17 protein-coding genes are annotated in these 18,132 nt (G+C 57.1%); 8 read left to right on the top strand and 9 right to left on the bottom strand.

Annotated elements, in window-relative coordinates:
- The first annotated feature begins 313 nt into the window (after positions 1 to 313).
- The 3 genes from H6650_17575 to H6650_17565 are packed head-to-tail and all read left to right on the top strand — an operon-like array spanning position 314 to position 3,319.
- Complete coding sequence (locus H6650_17575; protein MCB8953820.1) at positions 314 to 1,642, top strand: hypothetical protein; 1,329 nt, start codon at positions 314 to 316, stop codon at positions 1,640 to 1,642.
- Between the two features lie 54 nt (positions 1,643 to 1,696).
- Positions 1,697 to 2,611, top strand: coding sequence for an RHS repeat-associated core domain-containing protein (locus tag H6650_17570; GenBank protein ID MCB8953819.1), 915 nt, complete (start codon positions 1,697 to 1,699; stop codon positions 2,609 to 2,611).
- 30 nt (positions 2,612 to 2,641) lie between these two features.
- Entirely contained in the window at positions 2,642 to 3,319 is a 678-nt protein-coding gene (locus tag H6650_17565) for a hypothetical protein (protein MCB8953818.1), read from the top strand.
- A 413-nt stretch (positions 3,320 to 3,732) separates the two neighbouring features.
- On the opposite strand, the gene H6650_17560 is transcribed toward H6650_17565, so the two are convergent.
- A complete protein-coding gene (locus H6650_17560; GenBank protein MCB8953817.1) occupies positions 3,733 to 3,954 on the bottom strand; it encodes a transposase in 222 nt (73 codons plus the stop codon).
- Between the two features lie 120 nt (positions 3,955 to 4,074).
- Here H6650_17560 and H6650_17555 point away from each other — a divergent pair, with 120 nt between their 5' ends.
- On the top strand, positions 4,075 to 4,275 hold the full coding sequence (locus tag H6650_17555; GenBank protein ID MCB8953816.1) for a hypothetical protein: 201 nt from the start codon (positions 4,075 to 4,077) through the stop codon (positions 4,273 to 4,275).
- Between the two features lie 611 nt (positions 4,276 to 4,886).
- Here the strand turns inward: H6650_17555 and H6650_17550 are convergent.
- From H6650_17550 to selD, 3 genes are all read right to left on the bottom strand, one after another.
- Complete coding sequence (locus H6650_17550; GenBank protein MCB8953815.1) at positions 4,887 to 5,981, bottom strand: aminopeptidase P family protein; 1,095 nt, start codon at positions 5,979 to 5,981, stop codon at positions 4,887 to 4,889.
- A 57-nt stretch (positions 5,982 to 6,038) separates the two neighbouring features.
- Positions 6,039 to 7,796 carry a hypothetical protein gene (locus H6650_17545; GenBank protein MCB8953814.1) on the bottom strand — a complete coding sequence of 586 codons (1,758 nt, stop codon included), beginning with the start codon at positions 7,794 to 7,796 and terminating at the stop codon, positions 6,039 to 6,041.
- Between the two features lie 221 nt (positions 7,797 to 8,017).
- Positions 8,018 to 9,055: a selenide, water dikinase SelD gene (gene selD, locus H6650_17540; protein ID MCB8953813.1), complete on the bottom strand. Its 1,038-nt coding sequence runs from the start codon at positions 9,053 to 9,055 to the stop codon at positions 8,018 to 8,020.
- Positions 9,056 to 9,199: 144 nt separating this feature from the next.
- Between selD and H6650_17535 the strand changes: the two genes are divergently transcribed.
- The 4 genes from H6650_17535 (at position 9,200) to H6650_17520 (ending at position 14,446) form a co-directional block, all read left to right on the top strand.
- Positions 9,200 to 10,009: a DUF3662 domain-containing protein gene (locus H6650_17535; protein MCB8953812.1), complete on the top strand. Its 810-nt coding sequence runs from the start codon at positions 9,200 to 9,202 to the stop codon at positions 10,007 to 10,009.
- Between the two features lie 3 nt (positions 10,010 to 10,012).
- On the top strand, positions 10,013 to 10,453 hold the full coding sequence (locus H6650_17530; protein ID MCB8953811.1) for an FHA domain-containing protein: 441 nt from the start codon (positions 10,013 to 10,015) through the stop codon (positions 10,451 to 10,453).
- A gap of 335 nt (positions 10,454 to 10,788) precedes the next feature.
- Entirely contained in the window at positions 10,789 to 12,735 is a 1,947-nt protein-coding gene (locus H6650_17525; protein ID MCB8953810.1) for an ABC transporter ATP-binding protein, read from the top strand.
- Positions 12,736 to 12,796: 61 nt separating this feature from the next.
- On the top strand, positions 12,797 to 14,446 hold the full coding sequence (locus H6650_17520; GenBank protein ID MCB8953809.1) for a hypothetical protein: 1,650 nt from the start codon (positions 12,797 to 12,799) through the stop codon (positions 14,444 to 14,446).
- 47 nt (positions 14,447 to 14,493) lie between these two features.
- Here the strand turns inward: H6650_17520 and rlmN are convergent, their stop codons facing one another.
- The 5 genes from rlmN to H6650_17495 form a co-directional block, all read right to left on the bottom strand.
- Entirely contained in the window at positions 14,494 to 15,600 is a 1,107-nt protein-coding gene (gene rlmN, locus H6650_17515; GenBank protein MCB8953808.1) for a 23S rRNA (adenine(2503)-C(2))-methyltransferase RlmN, read from the bottom strand.
- Complete coding sequence (locus H6650_17510; protein ID MCB8953807.1) at positions 15,590 to 16,465, bottom strand: HAD-IIA family hydrolase; 876 nt, start codon at positions 16,463 to 16,465, stop codon at positions 15,590 to 15,592. The genes rlmN and H6650_17510 overlap by 11 nt, the downstream gene beginning before the upstream one ends.
- Positions 16,466 to 16,575: 110 nt before the next feature.
- Entirely contained in the window at positions 16,576 to 17,061 is a 486-nt protein-coding gene (locus tag H6650_17505) for a DinB family protein (protein ID MCB8953806.1), read from the bottom strand.
- 41 nt (positions 17,062 to 17,102) lie between these two features.
- Positions 17,103 to 17,519, bottom strand: a complete 417-nt coding sequence (locus H6650_17500; GenBank protein ID MCB8953805.1) for a DUF1801 domain-containing protein — start codon at positions 17,517 to 17,519, stop codon at positions 17,103 to 17,105.
- A 16-nt stretch (positions 17,520 to 17,535) separates the two neighbouring features.
- Positions 17,536 to 17,997, bottom strand: coding sequence for a DUF1992 domain-containing protein (locus tag H6650_17495; protein MCB8953804.1), 462 nt, complete (start codon positions 17,995 to 17,997; stop codon positions 17,536 to 17,538).
- Between the last annotated feature and the right edge of the window lie 135 nt (positions 17,998 to 18,132).

Here is an 18,132-nt window from a genome sequence, read left to right as displayed (position 1 = left end):
CTAGATACCTATAGTAGGGGTATCCCAGACCCAACAAATGGGGCAGATTCATTCTTTCACGTATCGGTACGTCAAGGAGAAACTCGAAGTGCTTCAATACGAGATTTAGCTCTGAGTGAAGGACGGCTCCGCGACGCGACAGCAACCGGCTGGCGCAAGGGCAATGGTTTGATGCCACCTTGGGGATTATCGAGGGAGATGGTTTATTGGCGACAGTATCCATGGCCCTAACGTACGATAAAAATCGCCTGACCACAAGAAATCTCGGTATATTTAGGCCAGACTGCCATCTGTTGCATAGGAGGTATGTAAAATGACGATCCAAGTCAAGAACTTTCTGTTGGTGATAACAATCTATCTTCTTGTGGGATTAGTAGTTGGATGCAACCCGTCGCCCGACGTAGATAGGGACACTGCCAAAGGAATACAAGCGGCTCCTAATGAAGCGAACCCAGGTACTCCACCACCACCAAGTCGACCAACAGACATAGAACCAATCACTGCTACCGTCTCAGTACTGCTAACGGCCACAAATGACCACATTGCCACTAGTGCTTTGTTGGCGATGGTAGCTGGAGCCACGGCGACAGAGACACCGACGCCCGAACCAACGCCAGCTATAGAACCCGAAACTCCTGGTGGGTCTTTGTTCATTAGCTCTTTTGACGAAGGTTTGCTGCGGGTAGCGATGGAAACTAGCGAAGTAGAACGCCTTGTACCTAAGGAAGAAGATTGGTTGGTGTGGGGCTTTGCTGTTTCACCTGACGAGGAAACGGTAGCTTATTGGATTCATACTCCGCAAAAATCAGAACTATGGCTGTCGAATTTAGTTGAATGGTCACCTGAATTGATCCTGAGCTTTTCTGATTTAGAACATGACACATTCATTTTATGGTGGATTAGCAATGATTATCTGCTGCTTGAGCCAAGCATTATCAGTCAACGTTATAATGATTTTTCTCCTGTACGTGCTTACATTATTAACAGGCATCAGAAACAAGTTGAAGTCGAAGATACGGGTTTTGCTTTTGGCTGTTTGCTGGCGCCTTCACCGAAGACAAGTGAATTAGCAACTTGGTGTCCCGCAAAAGAGAATTGGATTGACATACAATCGTACTATACTGCACCAGTATCCTATTATGTGGTCATGGAAGAGACCGGTTTTCTGTGGACGACAACAAGAGCTCCGGCGAAAATACTGGCCCAGTTAAGGACTCCAAATGATAGGTGGGAATGGTCCCATAACCGTAACCTCGTTGCCTTTCCTCTGTACGACGCTGAAAAAGGAAGATCCTCGCTGCATTTAGTAGAGCGTTCAACTCTAGCATCCTTTGTAATAGACCAGCCGGAAGTGAGATATTATTCTATGCTTGATTGGGCACCCAATGATCTTTACATTGCCTATGATGGAACATGCGCCGCTTATGCTTGCGACCTTATAAATAGCATCATTAGCAAGGAAATTATCTGGACAAGTCAGATGGTGCCTGGGCTACAAAGCGGCTCTTATCTTGCGTGGTCATACGATAGCCAGTATGTAGCCCTGCAATTTGAGGGCATTACTATTGTGAATATACAGGATAACGAGGTTGTACAAAGGTTGGACATTCCTTCAGCGTTCGTGTTGGTATGGTTGCCATAAGCTAAATGGGGCGGAATGTGTCAATAGTTTTGGGACACTAAAACCAATAAATTAGTGAGCAATACCTTACTCATCGGGCAGCAGCACAACGACGACCTCGGCCTCATCTACTACAATGCGCGCTATTACCTCCCCGGCGTGGGCCGGTTTGTGAATGCGGATACGATTGTGCCGGATGCCACAAATCCCCAATTCTTTAACCGATACGCCTATGTTCTCAATTCGCCTCTTACACTGATTGACCCTTCGGGACATAGACCATCAGATGGCTGTGATTATGAAGGCTGTCTGTCAGATCCAGATTCATGGGGATCAAACTTCATTGATTACTTGATACAAAACACTGAATTTAGTAATCCAAATGATAACCCGATCGGCCAAATAATCATAAGACAGTTTTCATTTATTCTTCCATTAGGTATGGAAGATGGTGCTTCCGCTAACGCAATTGTTACAGAATCCATTACAGGCGCAATGAGCTTCATAAACCACGGGGTGAACGGACTTTATCCCATTGCGGATATGGCTGAACTATTGACTGTGTCAGGAGCGTTAATTTATGCTATGGAAGCTGACTTGGGAGAAAAAGCTGACGGTGTTGGCGGCTTCGGAGGTGGAGGTATCAATTCACTAGGAGCAAATGGTAACACATGCTTAAATTGTGGAACTCACCAACCGGATTTAGTACGCAGAACTGGTAGATTAAGAGTAGATGAAGATGGCGCTTCAGTTTTTTGTCGGAATTGTGTAAGGAACGGTGATACTCCACTTCCTCAAACTGAAAGGAATTGGATTCATTCTTACGATGATTATGTTCAACTGGCTGATGATTTACGGGTAGGAAGACCTGTTTATACTGAACAATATGGTCCTGGCCATTTTTCAGTCTTTGCAGGTGCAGGAAATTCTGGTAATGTTTTTGATAGGTTAAACATGTGGATTCGCTCATTAGGCAAATCCACGCCATAGTATATGCTAAAATGAAAATGGAGTAAGGGGATGAAGTCTCTTGAAAAAGATCCTAACAGTCAGGTTGCACGCCGTCATGTCGGCTATTTTATTAACGACGGTTATAGGGAAGTCATACAGGTAGAATATAGGTATGGGCGATCTGTCGGCTTCATGTTTCGTGTGAACATCCAAAACAAAGAATATAAAAGTGAGAGCGCAAAATACTTTGATGCTTTATCCAATATATTAGACCAACTCCCACTTACCAGTGCAATAGTCCTCTTTCATAAAGTTATTATAGTTAGTGAAGACTCACACATGATTTCTGATCTAGAAGAGTGGTTATATCCTTACAGTGTTCGAGATTCAGGCACAGTTGTGTACAAATTGAGATTGTATATAGACCAAAAGCGTATCGAGACTCAAAAACATCTTGATTTTGGGAATGCTGCAGAGGACCTACGCACGCAATTAGGACCCTCCTATAAATTGCAGGCTTGTTACTTTTGCAAATACCTGATTGAATACAATGAATTCGGAGGAACTGATTATAGGCATGACCAGACCTACTGCTTCAGGGATCATCTAGAAGACTACGAATTCTTAATGCTATCTTATCCTAATCTTTATGGAAAAGAGTCTCTATTGGGACTAAAGGGTATTCCTAACATGGATGCACTGCATAGTTGCAGTAGCTTTACTTATCGAGTTGAACCAAGACCATAGAAAACTCTCCTGCGCGATGCAGTATCAAATTACACCCGCGACTGTACCAGGTATTAACGGGCATGATGGTCGGAATGTGTCAATAGTTTTGAGACACGAAAATCGATAAATTAGAGAGCAATGTCTCGCTCATTGGGCTGATGGACAAGTGGAAAACGCGGAGCCTGCGGAGCGTTTTCCACTTGAGCCCCTACGACGGTTGCTCGTCACCCACCTGCTGAGGCGGGTTAATCCAAACGGCCGTTGCCAGCTTCGGCGCCACTGGCTGTCCCCGCACAAATCATTCTGGATGTTGCGCATACGTGGCGGCCAGCACAGCCTGGCGTTGGGCCGTCAATTCCTCGACCACATCATAGTAAAGTGACCCCCATTGTCAAGACCACGGATTGACGAAATTAAGGTGGATCATTGGGTCACAGAATTGGAGTGTTAGCGGCAAAATGAATATCGGCAGGTGTCAGGTAGCCAAGGTCCTGATGCGGGCGTTCGTAATTGCAGAGCTGGAAGCAGTCTGCCAAGCCGGTGGTCAGGTCGGACACTGTATCGTACTCTTGGATGTAAATGTTCTCGTGTTTGACTGACCGCCACAGCCGTTCAACGAAAATGTTGTCCCAGAACCGACTGCGTCCGGCCAGGCGGTCGCCGTTCGGAAGGTCGTCCCTGGCGAGACCAACAACCTGCTACACTTACATACGGACCACACTTCGGCAGGCTCAGGGCAGGCCTGGGCAGCAACAGCGTCATGAGCTTCAATAATGGTGGCGGCCTGGTTGCCGGCAGCCGCGCCCGCTACCTCCCCTTCGATAAACTCAGGGCAAGCCTTCGGCAGCTACCGCACCGCGCCCAGCCAAACCTACACCGACCGCGGCTTCACCGGCCAGAAGCACAACGACGACCTGGGGCTGATTTATTACAATGCCCGCTGCTATTTGCCTTATTCGGTTGTTAAGGTCTAAAATCGTTTTCACGATGTATTGAGGTATTACAACTAAGTGGCTGCCCGCAATTAAATTAGCGGAAATGTGCGGGCAGCTTGGCAGTAACCGCCCGCAAGAAGTGTGAAGTTGTTTTCGGGCGGTTACTAAGCCTCTCCTGGAGAGGCTTGTAGTTACCTTGCATCAAAATAACCACTCTACTTTCTGCTAAGTTTATTGACATAAACAATCAATTAAGGGAAGCCGGTATTGTTTAGATGCCGGCATCCATCACCAAGAACCCTAAAAATGTGACCAAACAGACTTGTTTTCAGGTCGAAACACTCGCGGCAGCCTGTTTTGCCCGCCGGTGAGCGAAAATCCTCTTGGGTAAGTGGTCGGTCATCGAGGCTTTTTTACGAAGTTCCGGTGGCAAGAGGTAACGTTGCGGAAATGGGAAACCCGCCAATGCACGATGGAAGCGCCCCGAGGTGGCGTTTGCCGTCAGTTGCTCCCGTCCGCGCAGGTTGGTGCTGCCGTGCAGGTGGCGGGATCGCTCTGGCAGGCGTAGTTGACGGCCATGCCCAGGAAGGGGAAGGGGTCCAGTGTGTTGACGATCGCCAGTTCGTTCAACAATTATGATACACACCTATTTACCGCTGGGGAATGATCGGATTCTTCGCGGCGTGGCTGAGGAGGTGGATGCCGTTTTCCGTGACCAGGGCCAGGTCTTCGATGCGCACGCCGCCCCAGCCGGGGATGTAGACGCCGGGTTCGACGGTGACGACCATGCCGCTGGCCAGCTTTTCCTGCTCGCGCAGCACGGAGAGGCGCGGTTCCTCGTGGATTTCCAGGCCGACGCCGTGTCCCAATCCATGCCCGAAATGCTCGCTGTGCCCGGCGGCGGTGATCACGTCGCGGGCCAGGGCGTCTGCTTCTTTGCCCGTTATGCCGGCACGAAGGCCATCAAGAGCCGCTTCCTGTGCCGCCAAAACCAGGTTGTACACCTCCCAAAACGCATCATCCGGTTCCGCGCCCAGGAAAAAGGTGCGCGTCAGATCGCTATGGTAGCCATCCAGCATCGCCCCCATGTCCACGACGATGGCGTCGCCCGCTTGCAGGCGGCGGTCGCCGGGGTGGTGGTGCGGCAGCGCCGCGTTGGGGCCGCTGGCGACGATGACGGTGAAGGCCATGCCGTCCGCGCCCGCTTCGCGCATGGTGCGTTCCAACAGCCAGGCGAGTTCTTTCTCGGTTATGCCGGCACGAGCCAACGTCTGCATCTGGTTCATGGCGGCGTCCGTGATGGCCGCGGCCTGGGCAATCAAATCTATCTCCGCCTCCGACTTGATAGCCCGCATCGGCTCCACCGTTTCCTTGCATTCCACCCAGTCAACCCCCGTCATCCGGCGCAAGCGCGCAAACGCCGCCAGCGTCATGTGCTGGCTTTCCACGCCAATGCGCGTTGCCCCGCTGGCCGCCACCGCCGCCTCGAAGTCTCCTTCGCGGTCGTGCCCCAACTTCCACAGTTGAAATGCCGGCGCTTCATGCGCGGCCTGCTCCCAATAGCGCGAGTCCGTCGCCAGCAGTGCCCGGTCGGCGGTGATGATGAGTTGCGCGGCGGAGCCGGTGAAGCCGCTGAGCCAGCGGCGATTTTGCGGACTGCCGATGAGAATGGCGTCAATGCCCCAGGCGGGGAATTGTGCGCGGAGGAGGGCCAGGCGTTGGTGATAGACGGATGGATAGGACATGAGGAATTCCTTTCATCTTCCTGGAAGCTCATAGCTTCCGGGAAGATAGATAACGGGCTACGCGCGGTGGCGGTCGAGGAAGTGATTCAGGATTTTCTCGCTGCTCAGTCGTCGCACTTCTTCGCGGAAGATGGCGCGGACGATGGCGATCATGGTGGCGTAGGTGGGGTCCATACCGAAATAGGAGAGGTTTTGCGACCCCAGGTTTTTGCCTTTGCTGAAGGGTGTGTCCGAGGCGTAATGCAGGATGCCAATGGGGAATGGGGCTTCGTGCAGGTCAATCAGTTCGTTTTGGGGATACCGTTGCGGACGCACCATTTCGTAGACGGAACTGAGATAGGGGCCGGCTTCCATTTCCAGGATAGTGTAGCCTTCTTGGTAGAAGATGGCCATGTACTGCTCGTTTTGCAGGAATGTGCCCCGTACGCTGATGGCTTTCTGGTTGTCCAGCACGGTTCCGTAGACGAGGTAGGGGGCTACGTCTTCGGCGGCGAAGCAGTTTTCAATGAGAAATGTGTTCAGGGACTGTTCGTCGTGAATCACTTTGGGCAGCATGACGTCGCCGATACGCCCGTTGAGGGTGGCGGCTTTGCCCATGATGTACACGCCGCGAACCTGGTCTACGTTGCTGGAGATTTCGGAGAGGATTTCGTAGGCGGCCATGCCCAGGGGAAAGTCGATGTTGACGATGAGGGCGTCGCTGTCGATCAAGTGTTCCATGCCGGGGAACCGGAGGCGGGGGTCCATCAGGTCGGGTTTGATACGGCTCATGTCCACGACCTGGACTTCGATGTCGTATGCTTCCTGGCTGAGAATGCGCGTAATGCCGGCATTCTCCTCCTGCTCAATGCGCCGTGATACCGTTTCCGGGTGTGCGCCTTCATACTTCTTCAGCGCATAGTAGAAAAAATTCTCCAAGTTGCTGGGCACATTTCGCTGTATGATGTCCGCATACTCCCGCTGCATCTCGCCGTCCCCGTTCGCCTGAATGAACGACACCAACTCGTCCCGCTGCAACCGCGCATAGCCACTGATCACGTTCGCCAGACTGTGTGTGTTGCTGGAGACAAAGTAAACCGGACGATCATGGAAGGAGATATGTTTCATGGTTTCTTCCACATTGGACCACCATCGCCGCGTGGCTCTATTGTAATCCGCCAGCGAACTGCCCAACAACCGCACCGCGATCTTCTGCCTCTTCTGCGCGATTGCCAGCAAGTTCCTGGCCGCGTCCTTCTTCCAGATGCGGCTCAGCCTGTCCCAATCGTCTTCGCTCACCTGTGTTTTTTTCGCTAATTGCTTCAGGTCATCATCATTTAGCCCGGTTTCCAGGCGGGCTTGCAGCAGGTTGCGCACGCCGGTATCACTCAACTGCCAGTGCAGCTTATCCCGTTCGATCTGGTACGCGGTGAGCGTAGGAATGATGTCATCAATGTCGGAGCGGCTGGTGATGTACACGGCCAGCGTCCGCTTGCCATCGTAGTGGACGCGGCGACGACGCGCCGGCTGATCGACGCGCTGCCACGTGCGGATATTCGTGTAGCCATGACGTACGAACAGGTCGGCGGACTGCCCCATGACCACGCGGTCGGCGTCGCTGAGGATGCAGCCGGGGAGCCGTAAGATGCTGTAGATGAAGGCGGCCATGTCGGGCGTGGTCTCGTCCGCATCGACGTGCAGCGCCGAGTTCATGCGCGTGTGCGCCTCAATCAGCGTTCTGATCTGCACTTCGTGGCTGCTGCGCAGCAAGGAGTAGTAGGTGCGAATGTACAGGTTGATTTCTTCGTTTGCACGGCTGGGAACGGTTCGGTCCATCAGAATGCCTCAGGGGGGGATAATTAATGGGGGAATTGTAATTGCTATGCCAGATTGGCCCCATTTTCTCTGGTGAAAATGGACGTTGAGCGCGTGAAATGGGTCCAATCTCCAGTTTGACCAGTAAGCCAGATTGGCCCCATTTTCTCCGGTGAAAATGGACATTGAGCGCGCGAAATGGGTCCAATCTCCAGTTTGACCAGGGACCTTTCCGGAAGTCATCACACCACTTCGATTTGGCCATCGCCCGGTAAAACGTCGCCGACCGGCCGCGCGGCGGGAAAATGCGCCTGGAACTCGGCCACGGCCGCGGCGGGAACGGCGGTGAAGATGCCGCCGGAGGTTTCGGGCGTCCACAGCATATTTTGCAGCGTATCGTCGATGTCCGGGGCGAACGTGACCCAGGGATGGAAGTAGTCATAGTTGCGGTGCGCGCCGCCGGGAAATGCGCCCATTTCCGCATAACGCCGTGCGCCGGGCAGCCACGGCAGTTGGTCCGCGCGCAAGCGGAAGCGTACGTGCCCCAGGTGGGCCATTTCGTGCGCGTGCCCCAACAGGCCAAAGCCGGTCACATCCGTCATGGCGCGCACACCGGCGGCAATGGCCGCCTGCGCCGCTGCCTTGTTCAGTTGCTTCATGCTTGCCACGGCTGCCTGCACGTCGTCGGCGTGGGCCAGTCCCTGCTTCAGCGCCGTTGTGACCATGCCGGTTCCCAGTGGTTTGGTGAGGAAGAGCCGATCGCCAGGGTTGGCTCCGCCTTTGGTCTTGATCTGCCGCGGGTGCACCCATCCGGTCACGGCCAGACCATACTTCGGTTCCTTGTCCGTAATGCTGTGTCCGCCGGCGATAACGCCGCCCGCCTCGGCTACTTTTTCCGCGCCGCCGCGCAGAATCTCGCGCAAGATGTCTCGGTCCACGTCCTCGGGGAAGGCGACCAGATTGATGGCAAACAGCACCTCACCACCCATGGCGTAGATGTCGGAAAGGGCATTGGCGGCGGCAATTGCCCCGAAATCATACGGATCGTCCACGACAGGCGGGAAGAAGTCGGTGGTGCTGATGATGGCCTGCCGGTCGTTGATCTGGTAGACGGCGGCATCGTCCGCCGCCGCCAGTCCAACCAGCAGGCGGGGATAGTCCGCGGGATTGAAGATGTTTTGGAGTGGCTGCAACACGTGCGCCAGGTCGGCGGGGCCGAGCTTGGAAGCTCAACCGGCGCAAGAGGCGAGCGTGGTCAGGCGAAAGGCTGGTTCGTTCATGGCAGGAAGTATACAGGATGGGCAGGTGGCGGGCTAACGGCTGGGGGCGCGTCTGTGCCGCGGTTTGTGGCTGCTGCTTGGGTGCAGAGAAGACCCATGACCTCTGGTTGACGCGGTATTTTGGGCACACTATAATCTTTCCTCATGGCACGCAAGAAGCGATTCACCTCCTTTGAACAATTGGCGCAGCGATTCGTGGAAGGCTCTTTTAGCCGTTTGCTGGGGGGACAGTTTACGGCGCTGGAGGCGGCGACGCAGCTTCATCGCGTGCTGGAGGATCGGGAGCAACAGGGATTGGTCGTGTCGGTGTGCCGTTTGCGACTGCACCCTGGGGATATGGCGCAGTTGGCGCGGCAACATGCGGATGTGCCGTCGGAGGTCCTGCGGCAACTCGTTTCCTTGATGAAACAATCTGGCCTGACTTTGGCGGTAATGCCGGCATTAGAGCTGATCCCGGATCCCGATCTCTCCCCGCACCAGGTACAAATCGACATCGAAGAAATGGCCGACGAAGAAGAAACGACGCAAATCTTCAAAGTGCGGCAGACTGCATCCGCCATGATGGCCGACATTCAGGCGCTGGATGCCTTTCTCATCGTCAATGGTCGTCAGCACGTGTCCCTGAACCAGCCGGTGACCAACCTGGGCCGCCGCGACGACAATGACGTGGTGCTGGATTCCCCCACCGTCAGCCGCCGCCACGCCCAGATTCGCTGGCGCTATGGGCGTTTTGTGCTGTATGACCTGGGTAGCCGTGTGGGGACGCGCCTCAATGGCCGGATTACGCAAGAGTCTGTGCTGACCGCGGGCGACGTGATCGGCCTCAGCGGGGAAACCTTGATCTATGCGGAGGGATTGTCAGAGCGGGAACCGGCGTCGACCGCCGACATGGATGATGGGGACATCACGCTGGCATTTCGTCCCCGGCTCAATGATGAACAGGATGCGGCGTAGGTTATGGACTTGTTGGTGGTGTTGTTCGCGCTGCGGTTGTTGGGGGCATTGCTCCTGCTGGCCTTTCTGGGGGGAATCGCCTGGATTGTTTATCAGGATATGCGGGTGGTGGAGACGACAATGAGCGACCGCCAACGGCGATATGGGTATTTGCGGGTTGTGGGGAGTTTGGAAGAAATGCCGGCACGCGACACCCTCTTTCCCCTCCTGCCCATCACCAGCCTGGGCCGCTCCCCCAACAACACCATCGTCCTGCGGGACAATTACGCTTCCAGCGAACACGCCCTCATCACCCTGCGCGGCCAGCAATGGTGGCTGGAAGACCTGGGCAGCCGCAACGGAACCCGCCTCAACAACCTGCCCGTCACCGGCGCTACGGTCATTTCCGCCGGCGACGTCGTCATGATCGGCAACGTGCAGTTGAAAATAGAGTTGAGTGGGTGATGGATAATTGACGTTTGGTAACGGCGAAGCCAGATTGGACCCATTTTCTCCGGTGAAAATGGCCATTGAGCGCATGAAATGGGGCCAATCTTTAGTCGTTACGACGTTTGATGGTTTGAAGCTGGCCGTTTGCCGGGGAGCTGCCCATTCTTCCAGGTTGCGGAGGAATCATTTCCGTCTACAATTGCTTCAAGCTGTGCGACGACTCCCACACTGAAAAAACCGGGTTTTTCGAGTGTCCGGCCGAAATTACCAGAGTGGTTCATGTGTAAAAACCCGGTTTTTGGCCTTTTTTCAGTAGTCAAGAATGAACCAATCTGAAAGACGAGAACATTATGGGCTTTCATGGCGGCGGCTGGTGGGCTTTCATCAGCCATGACGAAAAACAGGACCGACCGCGGGTATCGCGGGCACTGCTGCTGCGCGTCTGGGGATTTGCTCACCCCTATCGCCGCAAAGTCGCCCTCCTCCTGCTCACGATATTGCTGATTTCCGCGCTCTCGCTCGTTTCCCCTCTGCTCTTCCGCGATCTGATTGACAACGCCCTGCCGAACAAGGATTTTCGCCGCCTGAACTGGCTGGCGCTGGGTATGATCGCCATTCCCTTGCTCAACGGCATCATTGGCGTTTTCCAGCGGCGCACGCAGTCGCAGGTGGGCGAGGGCATTATTTACGATTTGCGGCGGGCAACCTACGGACACATGCAGCGCATGTCGCTGCGCTTCTTCACGCAGACGCGCACGGGCGAGCTGATGTCCCGCCTGAACAACGATGTGATCGGGGCGCAAAGCGCGGTCACGGGCACGTTGGTGAGCATTATCTCCAACATTATCGCCCTGGTGACGACGCTGGCGGTGATGATTGCGCTCGAATGGCGGCTGACGCTGTTGGGGCTGGTCATTCTGCCGCTGTTCCTCTTTCCGGCGCGACGGGTGGGCCGTCGCCTGCGTGATTTGCGCCGCAAGTCGATGGAATACAACGCGGAGATGAACAACGTCATGAATGAGACGTTGAATATCAGCGGGGCGCTGCTGGTGAAGCTGTTCGGGCGGCAGGGGCATGAGATGGGTCGGTTTAGCGAACATGCCGGCAATGTCCGTAACGTTGGCGTGCTATCAGCCGTGACCAGCCAATGGTTCATGCTGGCCCTCGGCGTTGTCAGCGCCATCGGAACCGCCGTCGTCTTTTGGGTTGGCGGCTACCTCGTCTTGCGCGACGCCTTCACCATCGGCACGATAGTTGCCTTTAGCAACTACCTCACCCGCCTCTACGGTCCTCTGATGGCCCTCACCAATGCTCCCGTCGAATTCGCGCAAAGTATGGTCAGCTTTGAGCGCGTGTTTGAGGCGTTGGACATCCCGGTGGAGATCGACGAAGCGCCGGACGCCGTCGCCTTGCAAGACGTGGAAGGGCGTATCCGCTTCGAGGATGTCACCTTCAGCTATCAGGCCAATGAAGACAAGGCCGTGGGGTTGGCGGAAATTGCCCGCTTTACCTGGGGCGGCAGCGCGGCACACCTGAAGCGGGGCAAGCAGCGGGAAAATGGGGCGGATGGGGAGAAAGAGGAAATGCCGGCATCACCCCGCTGGGCACTGACGGATCTCAACTTCTCCATCTCCCCCGGACAGTTGGCGGCACTGGTGGGGCCGAGCGGCGCGGGCAAAACCACGATCACCTACCTGATCCCCCGCCTCTATGACCCCACGACCGGGCGCGTCTGCCTTGATGGTCAGGACGTGAAATCCCTCACGCTGTCCTCGTTGTCCGACAACATCGGCATGGTCACGCAGGAGACCTACCTGTTTTATGACACTATCCGCGCCAACCTGCTCTACGCCCGCCCCGATGCCACGGATATGGAGATGGTGGCCGCGGCCAAAGCGGCCAATATCCACGACTTCGTCGCCAGTCTGCCGGACGGCTATGACACGGTGGTGGGGGAGCGGGGCTATCGCCTCAGTGGCGGCGAGCGCCAGCGCATTGCCATTGCTCGCGTCATTTTGAAGAATCCGCGCATTCTGGTTTTGGACGAGGCCACGTCGCACCTGGATTCGCTCTCGGAAGCCTTGATACAAGAGGCATTGCATCGGGTGATGAAGGGGCGCACCAGTCTGGTGATTGCTCACCGGCTTTCCACGATTTTGGCCGCCGATGTGATCCTGGTGGTTGACAAGGGGCGGCTGGTGGAACAGGGCACGCACGAGGAGCTTTTGGCGCGCAATGGCCTCTATACGTCGTTGTATGAGACCCAGTTTATGCCGGAGGCGGTGATGCCGGCATAATCCGCTCCACCGCCCCCCATTTTTCAACCGCATGCCCCGCTATCACCAAAAGGAACCCGCTATGATTCGCCGCCTCACCCTTCCCCTCTTGCTCCTTGCCGGCCTCCTCACCTTCACCCTGGCCACCCACGCCGCCGCCCCGCCGGCAATCGCTCCCGCCGCCCCGCAAACGGGCGGCCAATGGGCCAGCACCTACGGTGGAACCCTGGACGACGTCGCCAACGACATCTGGCAGACCGGCGATGGTGGCCTGGCCGTGGCCGGGACCACCTCCTCCTTTGGCGTCTCCGGCTCCGATGCCTGGGTATACAAAGTGAACACCGCCGGAACCGTCACCTGGAGCGAGACGTTTGGCGGCGTCATTGACGAATACGCCAACGCCTTGCAACAAACGGGCGATGGCGGTCTGGCCGTTGTGGGAACCAGCGGCAGCTTCGGCGTGGGCATCCACGATTACTGGGTGATCCGCCTGCACGCAGATGGCTCACTCATGTGGCAAACGACCTACGGCGGCACGCAGCACAACCACGCCTTCGCCATTCAGGAAACCGCCGACCTCGGCTTCATCATCGTCGGCGAGACGACCTCGTTTGGCGCGGGTAATCGGGATGCCTGGGTCGTCCGCCTGGACAGTGGCGGCAACGTTCTCTGGCAGACCGTCTACGGTCAGAGTGGTTGGGACATTGCCCGCGGCGTGGCGCAGACAACGGATGGCGGCTTCGTCTTCGTCGGCTACACCAGTTCCTTTGGCGCCGGCAACTGGGACGTGTGGGCCGTGAAGCTGGATGCCAATGGCGTGGTCCAATGGCAGAAGACGTTTGGCGGCGCGGGGGATGACCTGGGGTGGGCGGTGAAGGCCACGGACGACGGCGGCGTGACGCTGGCGGGCGAGACGTCTTCTTTCAGCGGCAATGCCGATTTTTGGGTGATGAAGCTGGCGGCAAATGGGAGCGTGAATTGGCAGAAGCGGTACGGTGGGGCCGGCGCGGATGTGGCCCGCGCGTTGGCGCGCACCGGCGATGGCGGCTATCTGGTCGCCGGGGAGACGGCTTCGTTTGGCGGCGGGGGCAAGGATTTCTGGCTGCTGAAGCTGACGCAAGCGGGGGACGTGGTCTGGCAGCGCGGCTATGGCGGCGCGGGGGACGAAATTGCTTTTTCGGTGCGGGAGTTGAGTGATGGGGTGGGAATTGCCGGCAGTTCCACCTCCTTTGGCGCGGGTATGGGGGATGCCTGGCTGCTGAAACTGGACGCCCAGGGCCTGATGAGCGATTGCGCCCTCATCACCACGACCAACGCCATGACCGTGAACACCACCGTTGGCGGCGTGAACAGCAGCGCATTGGTGCAAAACACAGCGGCTTCCGTCGGTCCCAGTAGCGCCGTCCTCACCCCGCGCGCTGTCGGCCAGGCCACGCAGTGCAGCGCCCCCGGCCCCTGCCAGCTTGACCTCACGGCCAGCTACAACGGCGCGCAACTTGCCCTCACGTACGACATTTACACCGGCCCCACCGCCGTCACCTGGCAGAACTACGCCCGCGTGCAGGGTAACTGGATTTCCTTGTGGTCGGCGTCGCTTCCTGCCGGCATCGTCTACCAAAACACCATCAGCTTCAACTTCCCCCAGGTCGGCAACGTCCCCATCTACACCCGCCTTACAACCCCCAACGGCCCCGTCTGCACCGACGTCGCCGTTGTCAACACCGGGCCATGATGAAATGAGCTTGCTGAGGTTGGTCCAATCTTCAAGATTGGACCAATCTATCCATCCTTATTGTGGTCCTTGTTCCCCGATACCACGCGGTCGCGGAGTTGGCCGCAGCCGGCCTGGATGTCAATGCCCCGCCGCACGCGCACGGTGCTGGTGACGCCATAGCGCGTCAGCACATGCTGAAACGCCTCCACGCGCTCGTGCGTGGAAGGTTGCCCGGCGTAATCGCGGGTGGGGTTGAGCGGGATCAGGTTGACGTGGCAAAGCGTCCCTTGCACCAGTTTGCCCAACTGCTGCGCCTGCTCCACGGTATCGTTTTCCCCCTCAATCAACGCCCACTCAAACGTCATGCGCCGCCCCGTTTTCTCCACATAATAGCGGCAGGCCTCCATCAGCACGGAAATGGGCCACTTCTTGTTAATGGGAATCAGCTTATCCCGCTCCGCATCCGTGGCCGCGTGCAGGGAGACGGCCAGCGGCGTTTGTCGCTGTTCGTCCGCGTAGCGGCGCATGGCCGGCACGAGGCCGACGGTGGAGATGGTCAGGCGGCGCGCGCCCAGGTTCAGGCCGTCGGGGTCCGTGAGCCGGTCCAGGGCGGCCATCGTATTCGCGTAGTTGTGCAGCGGTTCGCCCATGCCCATGAAGACAACGTTGGTGAGGTGGTCCCCTTTGTTTGCCAGTTCGCGCGCCATCCAGAGTACCTGGGCCACGATTTCGCCGCTGCTCAGGTGGCGCAGGAAGCCCATCTGCCCCGTGGCGCAGAAGACGCAGCCCATGGCGCAGCCGGCCTGCGTGCTGATGCAAACGGTGCGCCGCCGCTCGTAGGTCATGAGGACGGTTTCGATGAATTTGCCGTCGGGGAGTTGGAACAGGTATTTGCGCGTCTGATGGTCGTTGGAACGTTCCACGGCGGCCACGCGGAAGGGCTGCAGGGTGGCGCGCGCGGCCAGCGTCTGGCGCAGGTCGCGGGAGAGGTTGGTCATGGAGGCGAAGTCGTCTACAAACTTCCGGTAGAGCCATTCCCATACCTGGCGCGCGCGGAAGGCGGGTTGTCCCTGTTCCGCGAGGAAAGCGATAAGCTGTTCCTGGGTGAGGTCATAGAGGTTGACGAGAGGGGCGGCGGCGTTGTCGCCGGTAAGGTTTTGTTTACTGATCATGGTGCGATTGTGCGCTCTTGGCGCGCAGGATGGCCTGGCGCAGTGCGTTGATGTCGTCAAAGATGAAGTCGGGTTGGATAGGGCTGGCGGGCAGGTCTGTAGGTTTGGTGATGCCGCTGAGGACGAGGATGGTGTGAATGCCGGCATTCTTCCCCCCCACAATATCCGTCTCCAGCCGATCCCCCACCATCGCCGTCGTCTCCGCCGCGCCCCCCAGGCGGCGCAGCGCCTCCTGGAACATAATCGGTCCCGGTTTGCCAATGATAGTGGGCGTCACCCCCGTCGTCGCTTGCAGCGCCGCCAGGATCGCCCCCGCGCCCGGCATTTCCCCTATCTCCGTCGGCAGCGACACATCCGGGTTTGTGCCAAAAAACGCCGCCCCGCGCCGGATGTGCAGCGCCGCCGCCGCCAGCCGTTGATACGTCACCGCGCGGTCCAGCCCGGCAACGACCGCCGCCGGTTGCTCCGCCAACTCCTCCTCCAGCGAGGTCGCCGCCGTCTCATTCACGACGACGAAGCCGTGATCCCGCAATATCTGGCGCAGCCCCCGTTCGCCCACCACGTAGATGGGCGTCTGGGGGGGATAGCGCGTTTGCAGGTGGCCGGCAGTGGCGACGGCGGAGGTGAGGATGGCGGACGGCGCGACATTGACGCCGTAACCGGCCAGCCGGGCGACGTAATCGGCCACGGTTTTGGTGGCGTTGTTGGTCGCCAGCATGATGCCGATGCCGCACGCCTGCATGTCGGTGAAGAACGAAGCCAATCCGGCCATCGGCGTGTTGCCATGCCACAGGACGCCATCCATGTCCAGGATGAGGTGACGGAGTGTTGTCAGGGTTTGTCGTGCCGGCATATTTAGGTGCATCGTGTGATTCATTCCTGGTAACGGCTGAGCCAGATTGGACCAATTTTCTCTATGGGTCCAATCTCCAGAGGAGGAAAGGTAGCCGTTTGCAGCTTATCTCAGCGCCGGTCCTAGACAAAGAAAATGAAGTCCAGGTTGCCCGGCGATTGCCCTTTGTTCGTCAGCAGTTGCGCCAGTTCGCTGTGGTGCTGCATCCCATGCAGGATGAGGTGCTGCAAAATGCGCCAGCGCGTGAAAGTTACCACCTCGCCCCGCCAGTTCGTCAAATCCATTTTGCCTTGCAGGTCGGCGGCATCCCACTGCGCCAGCAGATTATCCCAGGCGGCGTGCTCTTGCGCCATTCCTGCTTGCAACGTGGCCAGGGAAGGGTAATCTTCGGCGTTCAACGGAGCCAGTTGCTTACCCGTTTCCAGCGCCCCCCGCCAACCAACAGTGGTGCGTAATAGGTGGAAGAGCAGGTCATGGATGGAGCCGTGACCGTAGCCGGGATTTTCGTGGTAATCCTGTTCGTCCAGGTGGGTGGCGCAGGTGATCAGGCGGTCGGTGGTATGCCAGTGATAAGCGAACAATGTCTGGAATTGGGTGGGATCGGGCATGTCAGGCAACTCCTCCGGGATTGGGGTGGGTTATGCCGGGTTCAGGCGTTGGTACGGGCGACGTGTTCCGCCGAAAGCGCGACTAATCGGCGCAGAACGTCTTGGTCTACGTCCGCAAGCCGCTTGATGTACAGGCAAGATTTACCCGTGGAATGTTTGCCCAACTTAGACATCAATTCTCCATATTGGTCAAATCCGGCCATGATATAGAGCGTCAGGTTCTGTTTGCGCGGGGCGAAACCGGTGAGGAACCATTCGCCTTCACGCCCGCTGGCGTATTTGTAATGGTAGCTGCCAAAGCCTATGATGCTGCTGCCCCACATAACCGGCTCTGCTCCCGTCACCTCTTGCATCAGCGCCAGGAGATCATAGCAATCCTGCCGCTTTCGTTCGTCCGCCACGGTTTGCAGGAAGGCATCCACGCTTTGGTCGTTTTTCTGGGTCTTTAGCTCGGCCATGAGGGATTTTCTCCTTTCAGGAATGCGGCGCGGTCAGTCGCGCAAGTTCCCGTTCCGGGTACAGGGGCAACATGCGAAACACGTCGGAGGGGACCATCAGGTTATAGTCGTCGATCTGTTTATTGATTTCCGCCAGGCGTTGCGTGAATTGGGCGTAGGCGCGCTGCCAGTTGGCTTCCGCCTGGGCATCGTTGGGGCGGAACTGGATGCGGTGTTGGTAGATTTCCCAACTGCGACGGAGGGGAATGCCGGCACGTTCCACCTGTGTCAATATCTCCTGCCGTCGCGTAATCCAGGGCAGCGTGAACCCATTGCTCTTCAGCATATGAAACGCCAGCCGCTGATCCGGGTCCTCAAATGGATTCTCCTCCATCTCGCTAAACGGACGACCCTCGCCGCGCAAATTGCTGAACTCGCCCTTTTCCATCGCCTCCCGAATCTTCTTTTCGATAAAGCCTTCCCAGTCAATGTTGCCCATGGGTGTTCCTTTGGAGGTATGAGGTGTGAGGTATGAGGTATGAAGTACGGAGGGCGCGAGTGGCAAGGTGGGTTGCCATGCCACTCGCGCCGGAGTTGTCGCGCGGGAATCGTAAGATTGGTCCAATCTTCAAGA

It is taken from the genome of Ardenticatenales bacterium (genome assembly GCA_020634515.1).
In the GTDB taxonomy this organism is placed as follows: Bacteria; Chloroflexota; Anaerolineae; order Promineifilales; family Promineifilaceae; genus JAGVTM01.
Note: the sequence above shows the minus strand (reverse complement) of the source record. Positions and strands in the feature narration are given on the sequence as shown.